Annotated in this window: 13 protein-coding genes; 1 reads left to right on the top strand and 12 read right to left on the bottom strand. The window is 44.0% G+C overall.

The genetic code is table 11. From position 1 onward, the window contains the following. Positions 1–778: hypothetical protein (locus R8925_RS08875; RefSeq protein WP_430535535.1), on the top strand; the 778-nt coding region annotated here is incomplete at its 5' end. A gap of 48 nt (positions 779–826) precedes the next feature. On the opposite strand, the gene R8925_RS08870 is transcribed toward R8925_RS08875, so the two are convergent. The 12 genes from R8925_RS08870 to R8925_RS08815 all read right to left on the bottom strand — a co-directional run bounded on the left by R8925_RS08870 (position 827) and on the right by R8925_RS08815 (position 17,703). Continuing rightward, entirely contained in the window at positions 827–2,260 is a 1,434-nt protein-coding gene (locus R8925_RS08870) for an FGGY-family carbohydrate kinase (protein WP_430535534.1), read from the bottom strand. A 34-nt stretch (positions 2,261–2,294) separates the two neighbouring features. After that, complete coding sequence (locus R8925_RS08865) at positions 2,295–3,071, bottom strand: SDR family NAD(P)-dependent oxidoreductase (RefSeq protein ID WP_430535533.1); 777 nt, start codon at positions 3,069–3,071, stop codon at positions 2,295–2,297. Positions 3,072–3,084: 13 nt separating this feature from the next. After that, positions 3,085–4,368 carry an MFS transporter gene (locus R8925_RS08860; protein ID WP_430535532.1) on the bottom strand — a complete coding sequence of 428 codons (1,284 nt, stop codon included), beginning with the start codon at positions 4,366–4,368 and terminating at the stop codon, positions 3,085–3,087. Positions 4,369–4,447: 79 nt separating this feature from the next. Then, complete coding sequence (locus R8925_RS08855) at positions 4,448–5,017, bottom strand: glycerol-3-phosphate responsive antiterminator (RefSeq protein WP_430535531.1); 570 nt, start codon at positions 5,015–5,017, stop codon at positions 4,448–4,450. Between the two features lie 69 nt (positions 5,018–5,086). Next, the gene (locus R8925_RS08850) at positions 5,087–6,535 is read right to left on the bottom strand and encodes an FAD-binding oxidoreductase (protein WP_430535530.1); all 1,449 of its coding nucleotides are present in this window, start codon (positions 6,533–6,535) and stop codon (positions 5,087–5,089) included. A 737-nt stretch (positions 6,536–7,272) separates the two neighbouring features. Further along, on the bottom strand, positions 7,273–7,896 hold the full coding sequence (locus R8925_RS08845; protein WP_430535529.1) for an acetyltransferase: 624 nt from the start codon (positions 7,894–7,896) through the stop codon (positions 7,273–7,275). A 113-nt stretch (positions 7,897–8,009) separates the two neighbouring features. Continuing rightward, a complete protein-coding gene (locus tag R8925_RS08840; protein ID WP_430535528.1) occupies positions 8,010–10,412 on the bottom strand; it encodes a beta-galactosidase in 2,403 nt (800 codons plus the stop codon). Then, positions 10,391–11,608, bottom strand: coding sequence for a glucoamylase family protein (locus R8925_RS08835; protein ID WP_430535527.1), 1,218 nt, complete (start codon positions 11,606–11,608; stop codon positions 10,391–10,393). Before R8925_RS08835 ends, R8925_RS08840 begins: the two co-directional genes overlap by 22 nt. A 13-nt stretch (positions 11,609–11,621) precedes the next feature. Continuing rightward, the gene (locus R8925_RS08830) at positions 11,622–12,572 is read right to left on the bottom strand and encodes a carbohydrate ABC transporter permease (RefSeq protein WP_430535526.1); all 951 of its coding nucleotides are present in this window, start codon (positions 12,570–12,572) and stop codon (positions 11,622–11,624) included. 14 nt (positions 12,573–12,586) lie between these two features. Further along, positions 12,587–13,447 carry a carbohydrate ABC transporter permease gene (locus R8925_RS08825; RefSeq protein ID WP_430535525.1) on the bottom strand — a complete coding sequence of 287 codons (861 nt, stop codon included), beginning with the start codon at positions 13,445–13,447 and terminating at the stop codon, positions 12,587–12,589. 1 nt (position 13,448) lies between these two features. After that, positions 13,449–15,689 (bottom strand): DUF5696 domain-containing protein, encoded by a 2,241-nt coding sequence (locus R8925_RS08820; protein WP_430535524.1) that lies wholly within the window; start codon positions 15,687–15,689, stop codon positions 13,449–13,451. Further along, positions 15,682–17,703 carry a YIP1 family protein gene (locus tag R8925_RS08815; RefSeq protein WP_430535523.1) on the bottom strand — a complete coding sequence of 674 codons (2,022 nt, stop codon included), beginning with the start codon at positions 17,701–17,703 and terminating at the stop codon, positions 15,682–15,684. The genes R8925_RS08820 and R8925_RS08815 overlap by 8 nt, the downstream gene beginning before the upstream one ends. Position 17,704 lies beyond the last annotated feature (1 nt).

Here is a 17,704-nt window from a genome sequence, read left to right as displayed (position 1 = left end):
AAAAAGCACCATTGATGATATTTATAAGTACTATCATGCTGAAAACATTGATTTTAATGATTTAGATGCTTTTTTAGACGAACCTATGAGCTTAATCGAGCGGTATACTATTCTAAATATTAGTTTCTTATGCTCGTTCACGGATATCAGTCTTGATCGAATAAAATTTCGCATTGATTATCATAAAAAATTCAGAAAACAGCGCTTCGCCTTAGCTGAGGACATTCTCACTTTGCTAGATGGTCGTATACAGGAATACGATACAATAAAGTTAGCTATCCTAGACTATTTAACTCGCTTCACATTTGTGAAAAAGACAAATCTTATTTTAGATGTGGATCATTTCTCTAAAAAATTCTATCCTGACGTGATTACAATGGAGATGATTATGCAAAAACTTCAAAAATATGAGCGCCATCCCGACTACCTTTTCGTTCGTGATAATAAAAAAGTGATTTCAACCTATTTACACGATTTATTTAATGTTTCTCTTATGAATGAATTGTTCACGCGGCGCTTACATGTGAAAGTTATTTCAAAAAGTGGTTTTTTGTGGGAAGAATATCTGAAAGGACAGATTCGCCAACATTACTCGGAGGAATATCTCATTTTTTGTGAAGAGCTCGATCCAAAAGAACATATGCCGCAATATGACTTAATTATTAGCGACTCACATGTCGAATTACCCTCCAAAATAAAGGTATTAGTTTGGCATGTACCGCCAACAAAGCGAGATTTCAGTCAATTAGGCGAAATTATTGAAGCGAGGAAAGTGTAAAAATAAGCAAGCGGAGAGCGATGATATCGATGGCTCCGCTTGCTTATTTTATTGAAAAATTAAATCGGCTTTTTTTAGTAAGCCGTCAGTACTTTGTGCAATATCTTTGTATACTTCCTGATTTATTCTACTATATAATGCAAAGTTTGTTGTATCCGATTCGAATGTACTGCCTGTACGCACCATTTTCTGGACTGCCGTTTCGTAATCTGGATACAGGTTCAGAGCCGTGGCCACACAGATTGCTGCGCCTAAGCTAGCAGAACCATTTACTTGATTTCGCATCGTTTTAATTCCAAAAACATCAGCGAAAATTTGCATCAATAAAGCGCTGTTGGATCCTCCTCCTGATATAATCAATTTTTCGAGCGAGATGCCAAGTTCCTCGCACATTTCATCCACACGGTTTTTCATGGTCATTGCAATCGCTTCTAAAATAGAACGATAGATATGCGCTCGTGTATGCCTTGCATCAAAACCAATCATCATTCCTTTTCGGTACGGGGCATCGCTTGGTGCTAGCCAGTCAAGAACCGTCATCAGGCCTTCCGAACCCGCCGGAATATGTTGCGCTTCCCGATTTAAAAATTCTTCAACCGAATGCCCATCTTGGTGTGCTTTTAACATGATATCGTCACCCAAAAGCTCCTTAAACCAACTCACTGTCCACATACCGCGTCGTATCCCGTTGCTTTCATAAAGATATTGCCGTGGTGTTGATGCAAAATTCGTCCAAAACGCCTTCGTGTCCTTTGGATTATCGTGCCCGGGAATCATCGCCGCGATATACGTTCCAAGCGAAATCATTGCCGTATTTTCTGCCAACAGCCCCGATCCAAGCGCTTCTACCGCCTTATCATTCGCAGTCGCAACCACCGGAATCCCCATAGGAATCCCAAGTTTAGTAGCTGCGTCTTCCGTTACAGTTCCCAAAATCGAGCCTGGCATCTGCAAATCAAACAGCATCTCACGTGGAATCCCAAACTGCTTCATCACAGCAGCATCATCGCTCCAAGCCCACGTATCCGTATCAATCGGCCACTGCCCCTGATAATTCGCCGCCGTATCCACAAACTTACCCGTCAAACGTTGCGTCACGTATCCTGAGGTCGTTGTCACATACGCCACATCATCAAACTCATGCGCATAAGGCTTCGATACCCTCGCATCCATCCAGCTCATCACCGGAGACGCCAAACTTCCATCCGCTTTCAACAACGCCCGGCAAAACCGAATCGTGCACAGTCCCAATCCGATAATATCCGCTTTATTTCCCGGGAAATTATCCATTGCTGCTTGACTTGCCACAACAAGCGAATCCCATAAATCATCATCCGGATGCTCCACAACACCATTCTCCGCCAAATACATCGGCTGCAATTCGCATTTTCCTTCTGAAACAATCGTGCCCTCCAAATCAAAAATAACGACTTTCGAGCTCTGCGAACCACCATCAATCCCAATAATATATTTATTCCTCATCTGCATCCAAACCTTCTTTTCTGTCAAATTAGCCTTAGCGTACCAAATAACCACCATCCACAACGAGCAGATGTCCATTCACATAATCCGAAGCACGGCTTGCTAAGAACACCGTTGTTCCCATCAAATCCTGCGTCTCGCCCCAACGGTTAGCTGGAATATGATCCAACACTCGCTGATTCGTTTCAGGATTGCTCCGCGTCGCCGTTGTGATTTCCGTTGCATAATACCCCGGCGCAATCCCGTTCACCTGAATATTATACTGCGCTAATTCATCACAATACGCCTTCGTCAAACCCGCAATCCCATGTTTCGTCGCCGCATACGCCGGAGACCACTGCCCACCTAGGAACGAAAACAGCGAACAAATGTTAATAATTTTCCCGCTCCGTTGCGGAATCATTCGTTTCGAAGCCTCATAGCTTAGTTCAAAAGCCGCCGTCAAATTCAGCTGAATCATCGGATCCCACTGCTCCCGCCCAAAATCCTGCACTTCCGCAATTTTACAAATCCCCGCTGAATTCACTAAAATATCCACAGATCCAAGCGCCTCCACACATCCATCGATAATCTGCTTCGCGACACCATTCTTCGTAATATCCGCCTGCACAAACACCATTTTCCCGCCTGCTTCATTAATTAACCGCTCTGTCGTGCCGTCATCTGCGACAATACTCGGAATAAATAGATTCGCTCCAGCCTTCGCCAGTGCCAGTGCAAAAGCCTGCCCCAATCCTGAATTCCCACCTGTCACAATTGCATTTTTACCTTTTAACGAAAAGAAGTCCATTTCAAAATCTTGTATATTCATCTTATTTTCCTCCTCAAAGTGTCTCTATCGAAGCCATTACAGCTTGTTTTTTATGTTTAATATCACGCATCAACAACATACAGAAAACGAGCGCCATCGCCGTTGCGACTAATCCTAAAATCCACATGTTTCGATAAGCCTGCGTTGCCTCAAGCGTGTCTTGCCAATATCCAATCAACGGGTAAATAAACACATCTGGTAAAAAGCCTATCAAAGATGCTACACCAATCGTCGTCCCCATCGTCGAACTCGGAGTCCCAGCCTCCCCAATCGTCGCAAAATACATCCCGCGTGACACATAATTAAAGAAAGCCAACAATAAAACTAGCCCAATCATCACAAAAATAATACTCGCACTAGCTGGAATAACAATCAGGCAAATCAGCCCAACAAACGTCACAATCGCACTAATAAAAATGATCTTCGTTGGCGATTTCAGCCGCGTCTTAGCCGACACAAGCGCTCCCACTGGTCCACTAATCGTCCGGAAAACTTGATTCCGAATCATCCCGATAAACGTCGCCATTACAACCGGCATCGCAAAAATATCAATTAAGTAACTCGTCGTATAACTCAGCACTGCAAAAATCGTATAAACACCCATAATAATCAAGCTACAATACCAAGTCGTCCGTTTTTTCAAGACAATCAGTATATCCTTCACCGTTAACTTTTCCGATTTTGGTAAAGCTGCACGTGCCGCTTTCGTCTCTTCTGGCACAACAAACCAGCATAAAATCCCGAACACAATATAAAAAATCCCGTACGTCACCATCACCGCTTTTAAACTATTCGGGTTCGTGTCTGCGCCAAAAAGCTGAAACATCCATAACGTCAAAAATGCCGTCACAAGCGCTCCAAACCCACGCATCCCTTCCGCAAAACCGAGTAAACTTCCTTGCTCATCCGCCGTTCCTAAGATTGCAACAGCCTTCACCGTCGCCGACCACATAAACAAAACCGTCGTAATCGCCAACAATACTTGAATCACCAACAACATCCAATACGGTGGATAAAGCGCCATGACAAACGCCAAGCCCCCTGTAATCAGCATCGAAAATGTAATCAATTTTTTATGCGAAAATTTATCCGCAATAACCCCACTCGGCGCATACAACACCATTGCTGCAGTTCCATAAACACTCATAATAAACCCGACCTGCGTGGCACTAAGCCCCATCAACGACTCCATCGGAACTTGATAATTATATTTCAAATACGGCAACTCAAAACTCATGCCGCCCGTCATTCCAATAATTGCGATAATAAACCAACGACTGTATTTTGCCTTCTTCATAGTTAGCCCCCTTCATATCCGAAACCGCTTACATTATTTGGTTAAAACGTCCTTTTCTTCACTATGCACTTTTTTTAAATTAAATGTTGTCCCATACGTCCGGACTTGTTGACGAAATCGCTACAGCACCAGCTTTTAGCGCCATCAACACATCTTCCTTATCACAAACCAAACCACTCGCAACAATCGGTTGACTAATCGCATCTTGCACCCAACCGAGCACTTTTGGCATACAACCTGGCAAAATCTCGACACAATCTGTTTTTGACGCTGCCACCTGTTTCGGCAAATTGTGATATGACATCGAATCAATCAAGAAAAAGCGATGAATCGTGTAAAAGCCTTTCATTTTTGCCGCGCGCACAATCGCCGGTTTCGAACTAATAATCCCGTCCGCCTCCGTATTTTTCCGCATAAACTCGACAACAATTTCGCGATTTGACGTACCTTCCACCAAATCAATATCCACAAAAGCAACTTTACCAGCCGCCTTAACCTGCGCTACAATTTGACCAATGTTACAAATATTTCCGTACAAAATAAATACAAGATGACAGTTTGACTGCACCACTTTTTCAAGCCCTGTTTCATCTTTAATCGCCGCAATAATCGGGTTATCTGCTAGCAAATCCAACATATTCTCTCTCATTTTAAAATCCCCCATCTTCAATAGTGTATCGGGCCACATTCATAGCCCAATACACTATCTTACACTGCTTTAATCTAAGAACTCAAGCGGGATTATATTTCCTGCATTCATCACATTATTCGGATCAAACGCTTGCTTCAACGTTTTCAGAATATAGAATGATGAACCGTACTCATCTTTAATCCACGGAGCACGCGCTTTACCAACGCCGTGATGATGCACCATTGTTCCGCCGTGTTTCAACGACTCTTCCACAATAATTTTGTTAATCGGATTATGGTACTTGTGAATTTCCTCTGTAGGCTCACAATTCAAATCATAATAATATACAAAATAAAGATTTGTCCCGTTCATATAACTATGCGATGAATGCCCGCCAACCCAAGTCACATCAGGCACTTCTGCTTTCACACGCGCACAAGCCGACTCGTATATTGCGTTTATTTTATCCCAATTTGCAGCAATTTCTGTCGTGAATCCCATATTTTTCGTAGCGACAATCTCCTCGCGCTCCTCTGCCACTTGCTCAGGGAACCAGTTCAAATTATCGAACCAATCCGAAATGAGTTGGCTTTCAACTTGTTCACATTGCTTATATTTCGCAACGATTTCCTCAATTCCAGCTCCCGTTGCCGCTGTGATTCCCGCAGGTCCTTCCGCCATGAAAATCAGCACACATTTATCCTTTTGGAAATGTGAGAAATGCCCCGCCGCGTCCGCCACATCATACAATCTCGCAATCGATGGCTTATAACCCGCAACCATCACCTCACGTAAAATCTTAAATCCGACTTCCATATCATCCAGCGTATAGCCATAAAAACGGTGGTTTTCTGGTTGATATTTAAAAATTTTCACAGTCACTTCTGTAATGTAACAAAGTGCGCCTTCATTCCCGACAACAACATGGCGAATATCAGGTCCCGCCGCGCGTCTCGGTACATTTTTAATACGTGTCACTTCGCCATTTGGAAACACAGCTTCAAGACCAACAATCATATCTTCAATTCCACCATAAAGCGTTGAGAATTGCCCTGTACTACGCGTTGCAACCAAACCGCCCATTTGAGCCAGTGGTTTGGATTGCGGTGAGTGCCCCGTTGTCAATCCCCTCGCTCGCAACTGGTTCTCGATATCTTCCAATACAACGCCAGCCTCGCACGTCACTTGCATATTATATTCATCAATCTTAATCACCTTATTTAGCCCGGACCCATCCAATACAATATGGTTCGGCTTCACAGATTCTAACATGCTTTCAAGCGCCGAATTCCCTGTCCGCGGAATACAATTGACCCCATTCTCATTACAAAACTGTAACACTTTCGCGATATCATCCGTATGACGTGCTTTTACAATAGCTGCAGGAATCAGTTGTGTGAAAACACCCGAAATATCCTCATATTTACGATAGCGGTCAATACTACTATGCTGTAGCGTCTTCTCATCTGTCACCAAATTCTCCGCACCGACCAATTTCGCCATTGCTTCCCTAACTTCCTCACGTGATAAAACCATCTCTAAATAACCCCTTCCAATCTGCAATTTTAAATAAAATGGTAAAATTTTCTGTATTTAGAGCACAAAAAAAGCGCACTCCTACAAATAAGGAGTCGCTTATCTCAATTCTCTAGCAACTAACTACAGTATATAGAACGCTTACATGGAAGTCAAGGATGAAAAGCTGAAAAAGCCCGTTAGCCTCGACAGAAATTGTTAGGGGGCGTAGTGAAAACCCTCTTTTGGTTTTTGCGGAGGCACCGAAATTTCCGAGAGGCTGGCTTTTGAAGCTGGATCTGACGAAAAGCTGAAACGGCCCGTTCAGCTCCGAAAAAAACTGGAGCGACCGTAGTAAAAAGCCGTTCTTGCTTTTTATGGAGGGCGTGAAGTTTTCGAGGAGTTGGCCGTTGAAGCTGGATCGGGAAGCGATGATACGTCGAATATCGGAGCGTTCCCGCGTATATGATTGGTACACTTTGAACTACTACAAAATTATTATTAGTCTGCCGTTAGCCTCGACAGAAATTGTTAGGGGGCGCAGTGAAAACCCTCTTTTGGCTTTTGCGGAGGCACCGAAATTTCCGAGAGGCTGGCTAAGCAGAAGGCAGTTTCATTGCATTCAACTGCATATTGAGGCTCTAACTCGGCAAATAATGCTTCATAAGAGCCACAACAAAGCTGGATCTGAAAATAATGATACATCGAATATCGAAGCGTTCCCACAAACAGGATTGCCACGCTATAAAGAGGATAGCTTACGGTTGCTTCTCCAACTTCCTCGCCGGCACTCCCACATACGTACCTCCAGGCTCAGTATCCCCAACAACAACTGCCCCGGCGCCAATAATCGAATAATCCCCAAGGTGCAATCCTGGATTCACAACCGCCGATGCCCCAACGTGTACTCTAGCACCAATTTTGACACCACCAGTTACGGTTGCTCTTGGCGAAACGTGCGCGGCTTCTGAAATAATGACATCATGCTCAATAATCGCACCTGTATTAATAATGGTGTGTGATCCAATAACGCTATCTGGTTGAATCACCGCTAACGGCATAATAATGCTACCTGGCTCTATCATCGCTGTTTTGGAAACAATCGCTGTTGGATGAATAATCGTTGCATAGGAGACATCGCCTAACTTTGCAGCAACCTCTGCCCTTGCTTTATTATCACCAATCGCAATAAACCAAAGCGTCTCCTCATTTTTAAACTGCTCAAAATCGCTGAACGGAGCATGGAATTGTCCACCTTTCTCCTCGTAACTTGTATATTTATTATCTAGGATACCAGTAATAGTGTAAACGCCTTGTTGCTCCAGACACTCACGAACAACCTTACTATGACCACCATCCCCAACTATAATTACATTCCTCATCTAAATTCTCCTTTAACTCATACGGCTTTTATTTAGTATACCACGAGCCAACGAATAAAAGCCCCGCTAAAATTTCTAGTGGGGCTTCAAAATAAAGTCCTTGCGATGAATCATTACTGAAAAGCAATTTTCACCTCGCCGGCTTCTTGGTTTATGTGTATTATGGTACTGTCGAATTCTTTTGTGATTGTATAGCTTTTTGATTCTACTAATTGTTTTGCTGTTTGAAGACGAATCACCGCGCCTTGTTTTAGTACACGTAGTGTGATTTCTTGTGCTGTATATGTGGTGATTTCTGCTGTGCTGTACTCGATGAACGCCGGGCCTAGATACATTTGAAGGGGTAGCATGAGACCTGACTTGCTACCTAACGTGATTTCGTTGCCACCGAAAAGCGGGATGTTCTGTTCTGTGATGCAAAATTGTTTTTCTATACCGTCTAGATTGAGCAGGTGCACGAAGCGTTCATTCTTGATATTTTTGGTCGTTGTTGTGGCAATGCCATGATGGGGATAGTTGTGTGCTAGCCCAGGTTGTGCGCCGAGTTTTGTGAATGCTGTCTGAATGAAATCAATATCGCCACGATAAGCGGTTGTAACAGCGATGACACGACCTTTTCCTACCTTGGTATCGATGCCACAGATGCCGTCGCCTTGTTTTTCTTTTAGAATTGCCTCACCGTTTTTCAAGCTGAAAAGTTGGGCGTGATGGGTTCGGATTTCTGGTTTATCGATGCACCAATTTTCGCCAATGATAGAGAGGTTGTAACCATGATCGTTCTTATTTTCTAGGTGGGTTGCGCCCAATGCTTCGGCTAAAATTTGGCATGAGATACCTTCCATATCATAGAGCGGAAGTTCGCCATAGATGAAAAGTGCACCGCCAGTTTCGAGATAGGTTACAAGCCGTTCTTGGATGTCGCGGGCAAGATAGCGAGCACACGGTAAAACGATTACTGGATACTTTTCTGCGCTGAACTCTCGATTCTGAATATCAATGGCGCCAAATCGATAACTATTTAAAAGCAGTGATTTGGCTACAATATCCCAACTTCCTGAAGCACGGTTAGCTTCGATATTTTGCTTGATTGCTTGGGCTATAGCACTTGACGGGTAGGTGTATTCGGTCATATAGTAATCCGGAATGAATGCAAAATGAAGATTGTCGTGCTCTTCGTCCATTTCAGCAAGTTTATCGCTGTGCGCCATGATGGTCTTGATAGATTCAGCCATACGCGGATAGGTATAATTTAGCTCGCCTTCTGGGCTGATTGGGGCAGCGAAACCATGCCGCTCACCAGTGATAGCGATACGGTTGTTGCCATCTTGACGGTATTCGTCCATTTCGTAGTTGTAACCACCAGCCATGAGGTAATAGTTGATAAGTCGATTGCCTTGCGCGATGCAGAGCCTGGCTTTTAAATCAGCCGCCGAAATATCATAACGACCACCGAGATTATCACCAAAATTCCCATCACCGCAATTAAATTCGACGGAAGATATCGGTTGTCCATCACGATTCGTCGCTGTCATAAACGCGTTAATAAGATAGAGGTCCTGAAAATTTTCCATCGTAAAATCACCAAAGTAAATATCCGAGCCTGGCAGGTAGCCATCATCATGCGTGTAACTTTCATAAAGCTGACTGATTCCAATCGGAAAAGTATAACCACGACCGCCTCCTGTTCCGTGGATATTAACGACGAATGGAATTCCCGTTATACCAAAGCTTTCTGCGTACTTTCGCAATGTTTCAACGTAACGGCGAAAACGATCACGCATGTAGTAGCCTAAATCCTGATGTAATTTTGCACTATAATCTTCTTTTGGAGAACGAATCAAGGCTTTATTTGCCGCAATATCAGCCGTTGCAAAAGGATATCCATACGTTTTTTTACTGTCCAGCCATGTTGCAAAGTCGGCTAACACATTATCCGTCAAATCCGGTGTATTAGAAACCCAGGAAAGCATCCCGATTTCATTATCAAGCTGCAACGCAATAACATTTCCACCGTTAGGATATGTACGCGGTGCGATGACCGTAAGCACTTCGCGATACCAATCTTGCGCTGCCTCTAAAAATCCTGGTGCCAGATAATCCAGTGTCGGCGTTGTTGGTTTCGCCTCGTCCCAACCAATCGGAATCGCATCAGGAACCTCATCGTACACCCAGTAAGGAATCCCTTCTTTCTTCATTTCTGCCATAATAAACGGACCCGGTCGCGCAAAAAAGTACAGTCCGTAACTCGCGCATAAATCGATAAACGCGCCCAAATCAAGTTCTGCACGAAGCGTTCCTGTCAAATCCACTTGGCCACGCACAGGCTCATGGCAAATCCACGGAATGTAAGACGCCACGGCATTACATCCTGCCTCTTTTAATTTCACAATTCGGTCCTCCCAGTCCTCACGTGCCAGGCGAAAATAATGAATCTCGCCACACATCACCAAAACTGCTTTACCATCAATCTTAAACTGCTGTTCCGTCAACTCGATCATGCGTTCACCTTTTTCCAACCTAGTATCTCCATCGCTTTTTTCACGTAATGATTCCGTCCATAAAGCTCCCAAATCAGACCCGTTTGATAATTTTCAATCATGAGTAGCGTCACACCTTTATCAATTCCAATCACCCGATCCGCAAACCAAGCCTCATTGCCTTCCAAATTATACGCGTCCAACATTCCATACCTACTCCAAAGCTTCGGCATCTGCTCATACAAATAACCCATCATATCCATCGACTCTTTCGGCGTAAACACAATCGATCCAGCCGCAGCAGCAGGCGCAATCGTCCCATCATTGCCCTCCGGAATAATACCATCCTTATAAGGCGGCGTCCCATAAGCAATGTACCCGTTCGGCCCTTGACACGCCGTCACGCCCCACGAATTCCCGTGATATCCCGCGCGGCCATCCGGATTATCAATCGCATATTCCCGCTGTGCAAGTGTCGCAGCTACCGAGTTTGCAAACCAATCCACTCCGTCCGCATCCCGCACATCCCGAAAATCAAACCACGCATGCGAAAATTGATGCGTAAAAAGTGGCCCTCCAGGCGAATTATAAAATGTGTAGTCCCCGTACGTCACTAAGCTGCGCTCAAAACCATCATAAACCTGCGTCGGCACCGCGTGCGTTGGTGAAGCAACACCTAGAATATACTGCATCATTTGCTCTGCGTACATATCCCAAGCTCCGAACCCACCGGTTTCCGGATTGTACCCCATAAAATATTGATTTTGCGCCTCATTATAATATTTTGTCCAATCCACACGCTTATAAATTTTCTCAAATAACGCCTCAATTTCCCCGCCAAAATACTCAGCAACAGTGAGCGCCCCATTCAAGAACAGCGATGTATCAATAATCGATGCACAATCATACGATGCCTCATACTTTTTCGCCGTATTCATATTAAGAAAATGATAGAAAAAGCCCTCTGTTTCCTCCGCATGGCTCCAAAAAGTCCTCATTGTCCCCAAAACGCGTTCTTTACCTTCCTCAAATGTAATCCATTCCCGCTCAATGCCAATCACAATCGCACTTAGCCCAAAACCAACCGAAGCAATGCTCGCAAAATCACGCGTGTCTGTCGCTGTATTATCACGAATCAAACCAAATCCCGGACTCGCCGGATCTATATTCGCCTCATTCCAAAAGAAATCAAAACACCCTTTTGCCTCTATATTCAAAATATCTTCCCGATTCACGTCAATTTCCTCCCTATTCTCCAGTAATTCCTGATTTATCGATACTTTGCACAAACCATTTTTGCGCGATGAAATAAATAATAAGCAATGGGATAATCGTCAACAACGTCGCCGCCAGTTCGATGCCCTCATTGATACTCGTAAGCGTCGCCCCGCCTTGCCCAGCTGGGAACATATTATTATATGCCGCCACAAATTTTTGTAGTTGTAACGGTAAAGTCGTCAACGAATCGCCAAAATAAATCGATGCCAAATACGTCTCGTTCCAATACCACACAACTGAAAATAAGAACGTGATAATAAACGCCGAGGTAGCCATTGACAACCCAATTCGGTAAAAAATCTTGAATTCATTCGCCCCATCAAGTCGCGCCGCCTCAACAAGTGACTTCGGAATCGCCCGAAATGTTTGGTAAAAAATTAAAATAAAAATCGCACTATTGAGTCCCTGCCCTAGAATTGCTGGTAATGCATATGACGAAATACTGCCCAGCATCCCGAATTCATTAAACAAAATATAACGCGGAATCACCGTCACTTGCGGTGGAATTACGAAAGTCGCCAACACAAGTACCAACAACACGTTCTTTCCCCGAAATTTGTACAACGCGAATCCGTAGCCCACAACCGCCGCGACAAACATCTGCAAAACAGATGGCAAAATCGCCACAATCAGCGTCTGACCAAACGTTTTCATATAATCCAAAACTTCATACGCCCGCTCAAAATTTCCTAAGTATAACTTCGATGGAATCCAGCTCACCGCCGCATTCAATAAATCATCCAAATCCTTAAAACTATACGAAATCATGTATAAAATCGGGTATAGAAATACAAAGCCAATCCCTATCAGTAGCCCATAAACCACAATTTTCATCAAGAAACCGTCCATACCATTCATACCAAGCAGAAACCGCTTCGTCTTAATCCAGCGTGACTCTCTTTTTTTCAGTACTTTCTCCATGCCTCGCACCTCCGCTATTTCTTCCGGTTAAAGAACATAACGACCGCCACCATTATGAGCAAAATCAGGGATATAATCACAAAATAAATCCACGATAACGCTGATGAATAGCCAAAACCGCTCTGTAATTTGAACATGTTTACCTTAATATGATCGATGACCGGATTCAGTGTCGATATCGAATACATCACCGTCGTGTATATAATATTCACGAAAATCATCGGATAAAGCGATGGCAATGTAATCTTCCAGAAAATTTCCCACGTGGAAGCCCCATCAATTTTCGCCGCCTCATACGCCTGCGGATCCATCTTCTGCAATGCTGCAATGAAAATCAAAATCTGCACACCCGAGAACCAAAGTAACACGACCGTATTGTCCAAAATATACATCAATGTCGGCGCCAAAAAGAAATCACTATTCTCCGCCGCCATTTGATAAATAAACGACTCTTGCACTCCTGGAATCGATGTAACCCCTTGCCCCATCAACTTTTGCAACACTGGCCCACTCGCAATAATCACCGGCAAAAAGAAAACCGTTCGGAAAAAGCCGCGAAACTTGATGTCCTGATTCAGTAAGATTGCCATAATCAACGCTAAAATTACAATTAAGGGTACCGCAATAAATATTTCCTTAGTAAAGCTCCATATCTTATTTAAAAATTCAATATCTCCCGTAAAAGCCTGCTGGAAGTTCTGAAATTTCACAAAGACCGTCTGAATACCCTTCGTCGTGATTGTAACCTTGAAAAAGCTCAAATAAATCGAATAAATAATCGGAAATGCCGTAAAAATGAGGAATCCCACAATCCACGGTAAAATAAACAAGTAACCAACGTTATCCTTACTCCGTCCCTTCAAAAATGCTAACACGTCAGTTATCTCCTTTCAAAATCGCAAAATCCTTCGCAGCAACTGTTTTATTCCCAATTTTGTAGTCCTCTTTCGTATAATTCACAACAACCCGTGTTCCGTTCGAATAGGTCACACGCACAATACCAGTTGCTACAATATCTCGTTGCTCAATCGTTGCACCACTCGTTGCCTCCGCGACCTTCCGAACTTCGTGATACTTCGACTCAATCTCAGGCTTCCAATTGCTAAACTGCGATGTATAAATATCCTTTGCCGGTGTCTTCGAGAGCGCATACGAATCTTCACTCGTCAGGTAAAACGACGGGAGTGCACCAAAATCAACCAACTGCAACAAATTTTCTGTCTGACTCGCCGAAAAATTCGAATATGGCGCATAAAAATCAATATATCCTTTCAAAACAATCTGCAAAAACGGCACCGCGTCTGACTCATAAATATAATTCGAATTCCCCATCGGCATATCCAAATACGCCGCCGCATGTTTCCACGCATAATCATTAGGCTGATACAAAGCCGTTTTCGCATGCTTATTTTTACGTAACTCTGCCAAAACCGCCTGCACCTTCTCCATACTATCCGTCCGCGAAAAGCTGTGCCCACTATTATATGTCGAATAAAGCGTACTTGCTGAATTTTCCACCGCCAAATGTGTCATACTATATTCCGCATAGCTCTCAGCATCTATCTTCGCAAGCTCCAAAGCTCCGTCCGGAAGTAGCAAATAACTCACAATACCATTTACATCGCGCTCAATCGTCTTCGTATTAACCTGCTTAGCAAATCCGCTCGCGTCAATGCCCTTGGCCTCCTCATAAGCCTTTGTATAATCCGTTTGGAAATAGAGTGGCACATTTCGGTCATCAAGCGCCTTCATCGCGTCCGCCAAATCCGTATCACTTCCCAGCTTTTTCTCAAATGGAAATTTATTCGGCCATGATGCACTCAAACCACCATGATTCCATCCTTGATACACGATTAGTAAATCATCCACACCATCTTGCCCAAGCGCCTGCACATGCCGCGTCAAATCCACAATCGGCGTCATCACGACAAGCGAATCACGAAATAAGCCCGGTTGTACCTCCCCACCAAGGAATTCAAGCCGCATTATCGGCCCCGATTCCCTGCTGCACGTCAACACCTTCTGATCCACCAAATACGCCTGATAACTTTTTGCCATCCCGACATAATCCGCGTCATCACCATCTAGAAATCGGTAAACCAAGCTAATATCGAACTCATTCCGTTTATCCTGGTATAGCTCAATCGCTTTGCCACCCGTTTTACTCGTAGGTTGCTTATACACAGAACGGTACGTAAAACCAGTCGTAATCCAGTTGAAATCCGTCGACAAGCCCGCCTTATAAGCCACAATCTCGCCATATTCCGCACCTTTCTCAACGACCGCCAACATCCCATTCTGTCCCGCTCCGTGCACCATTCCAAACACCGGAACACTCGCCACATAACTCGCATTCGTATCTGGCGAAACCGTCACTGGAGTTACACCAACATCCGTCCCATAAATCGCCGCACTATAAGGCGTATCCATTTTGACCCCCGTATCCTCATAGCGAATCAAACCGCCCGAACCATCAGGGATAAACATGTATCCTGATATCTCCGCATCCTTCGTGGCACCTAAAAACGGATACACATTCACCGCCAAAATTTGCACCTTGCCCGGCTCGACAATTTTGCCATCTGGAATCGCAACATGCACACCGTCCGCAGCTAGCGTTACCTTTAAGTTCATCTTAATCCGTGATCGAAACGTAAGCGTCGCCTCAAAACCATTCGGAATATCACGCAACATCACCCGCGCCCCGTTTGACGTCAAACTCTCCCGCTTCTTCTTGCCCTGCGCATTCAAATAATCCAGCGTAATCGCCGAATCTACGAAATCCTTCCACGACTGATTCAAACGATACTGTGACATCCCATCAAGCGTTGAGCTCCAAACATAGCCACTTGCCAGGTTACGCACTTTAATCGCAAGCGACTCTGGATGCACATATAACTCCAAATCTGCATTCTCTGCCACCTTATCAAAACCATCAAGTGCTGCATTTTTATTCACAACAGACTTACTAACAGCCTCCTTTTGCGTCACCGAATCACTCGTTGCCTCCAATTTTGTTACAGCTGGTGTCGCCTTCTTCTCATCTTGCGCAAATGCCTTAACTACAGGTATCGCTAGGATAAAAACAGCACAAATAATCAGTATTTTCTTAAACACGCGCCAGCACCTCCTGCAATATTGAATAGACAAACTCATACAACTGATTGAATAAAAGAAACAGAATATACCCGACCGCAACCACGATCAAACTCGCAAAAACTGTCAGCAAAATATTCTTCGCCGTCTCCCAAAACGTGAAATTATGAATCTCCCGCACCATAATAATGAGATAAATCACCGACCACCAAATCGCAACACTCAGCGAAAACTCATAAATAAACCCCTCATTAATTGTCAGCACGTTCGAAACGAGAATAATCGGTACAATCATAACGATAAGTGGCGCCAATGAATAAATCGTCGCAATATAGACATTCCGAAAACTACCTTCCCCCTCGTTAATTGTGCTAATCAAATAATTCATAACCACAAACAGTGCCAGAACAGCAATGAGCACAAATACCAACAAGAAAATACTCACCCGTTCCACCAACGCCGAATTGAAAATAAATCCAACCTGATATTGGAACAAAATAAACTCCGCAATCAGCACCCCGTACCAAACCGAAGCTGAAGCCACTGATGCCCGCTCCATCCGCTTAATCTCATAAAACGTATCAATTGGATGGCGAAAAACCTTGAATAACAATCCAAGCTCCCGTATTAATTTGACCCGTTTCCACTTACCTAAGTACCTTATCGGTTTCGCAAAAATTCCTTTTTTCCGATGCCAGCTCCGCAATGCAAAAAATGCCAATAAGCCTATCAAGAATGCGAATAACCAGCCAGCTAGATTTCGCTCCAGCCACTGTTGCCTAATCTCCCAGAAAGAATCCGAATAACCTTGCTTATTTTTAGCCATCAAAAACGCTTGTTTAGCATCCGCATATTGCTCCTGTTTATAGTGCGCCTCTCCCATCGCCACACGCGCCAATACGAACGACGAATTCAGCTTCAAAACTTCCCGCCAATAATTCTCACTCTCTACGTAGCGGCCATCCTCAAATAACATCAGACCTTGATGCACCTCATTCGCAAACGCCGTTGTCTGCAATTTATGCACCACATGCGCCTCCGAATCCGTCACATAAAGCATTCCATCCGTATCCACAGCAAGTGCCGTTGGGTCCTTATAAATTCCTAAACGCTGCGCATTTGACTCCTTACTACCGAACGCAAACAACAAATTTCCAGAACTATCATACTCCAAAATCCGTCCACCAGATGTCAATACAAAGAAATTATTTTGTGTTCCAGCAACGATATCAATCGCGCCATCCGGCTGAAACATAGCATCTGTCGCCAGCATATTTTGCCCCGCGATATTCAATTTCTTAATTGCATCAGCTTGCCCCGTTGACGTCACCGTATATACAATACCGTTCCCATCAATATCGATATTCGTCGAAGCTGCTGGAACGTTCATCAACGTCTTTTCCTTCTGCGCATCCGACATTACCGCATCCTTAAACTTTTGGAAAAAAGTTGATTCCGCCATATTCGCGCCATAATATCCGAGAAAATCGCCATCCTTATTCAGCTGAATCACACCATTTGATGCACCCTCACCAATAATATACAAATTTCCCCGCAAATCCACCGATAACTTCACTGGCTTAAATGGCTCGCGCTTCCCAAAAAAAGGTTCCACAGGTCGACTATAATCTCGAATTAACGCGCCATTCTCGGAAAATCGAAAAACCTTCTCTTTCACGCTATCCGCAACATAAATATCACCATTCGCATCCCGCGCAATGCCAGTCGGCTTCCCCAACACCTGCTCCCCAAAAGAACGTTCTATATTCCCTTCCAAATCCGTCACAAACACCCGTTTCGCGTCCGAATCCACCAAATAAAGTCGACTTTTATCAATCAAAATATCCTCTAACTTGCCAATCTCCGCATTTGAAATAATTTCAAACGCCTCGTATGCCGTCTGAACCTCAATCAAATCACCATCCACCGATGACGTATACGTTTTATAAGCCGTCTCCCCGTGAACCACAGGCGCTGGCCAAAGAACGAGACTTACAAACATTAATAATATGGCATATTTCCAGTAGTTCCCCATT

It is taken from the genome of Listeria rocourtiae subsp. hofi (assembly GCF_963575615.1).
GTDB classification, from domain to species: domain Bacteria; phylum Bacillota; class Bacilli; order Lactobacillales; family Listeriaceae; genus Listeria_A; species Listeria_A hofi.
This window is presented reverse-complemented; position numbering and strand designations above follow the sequence as displayed.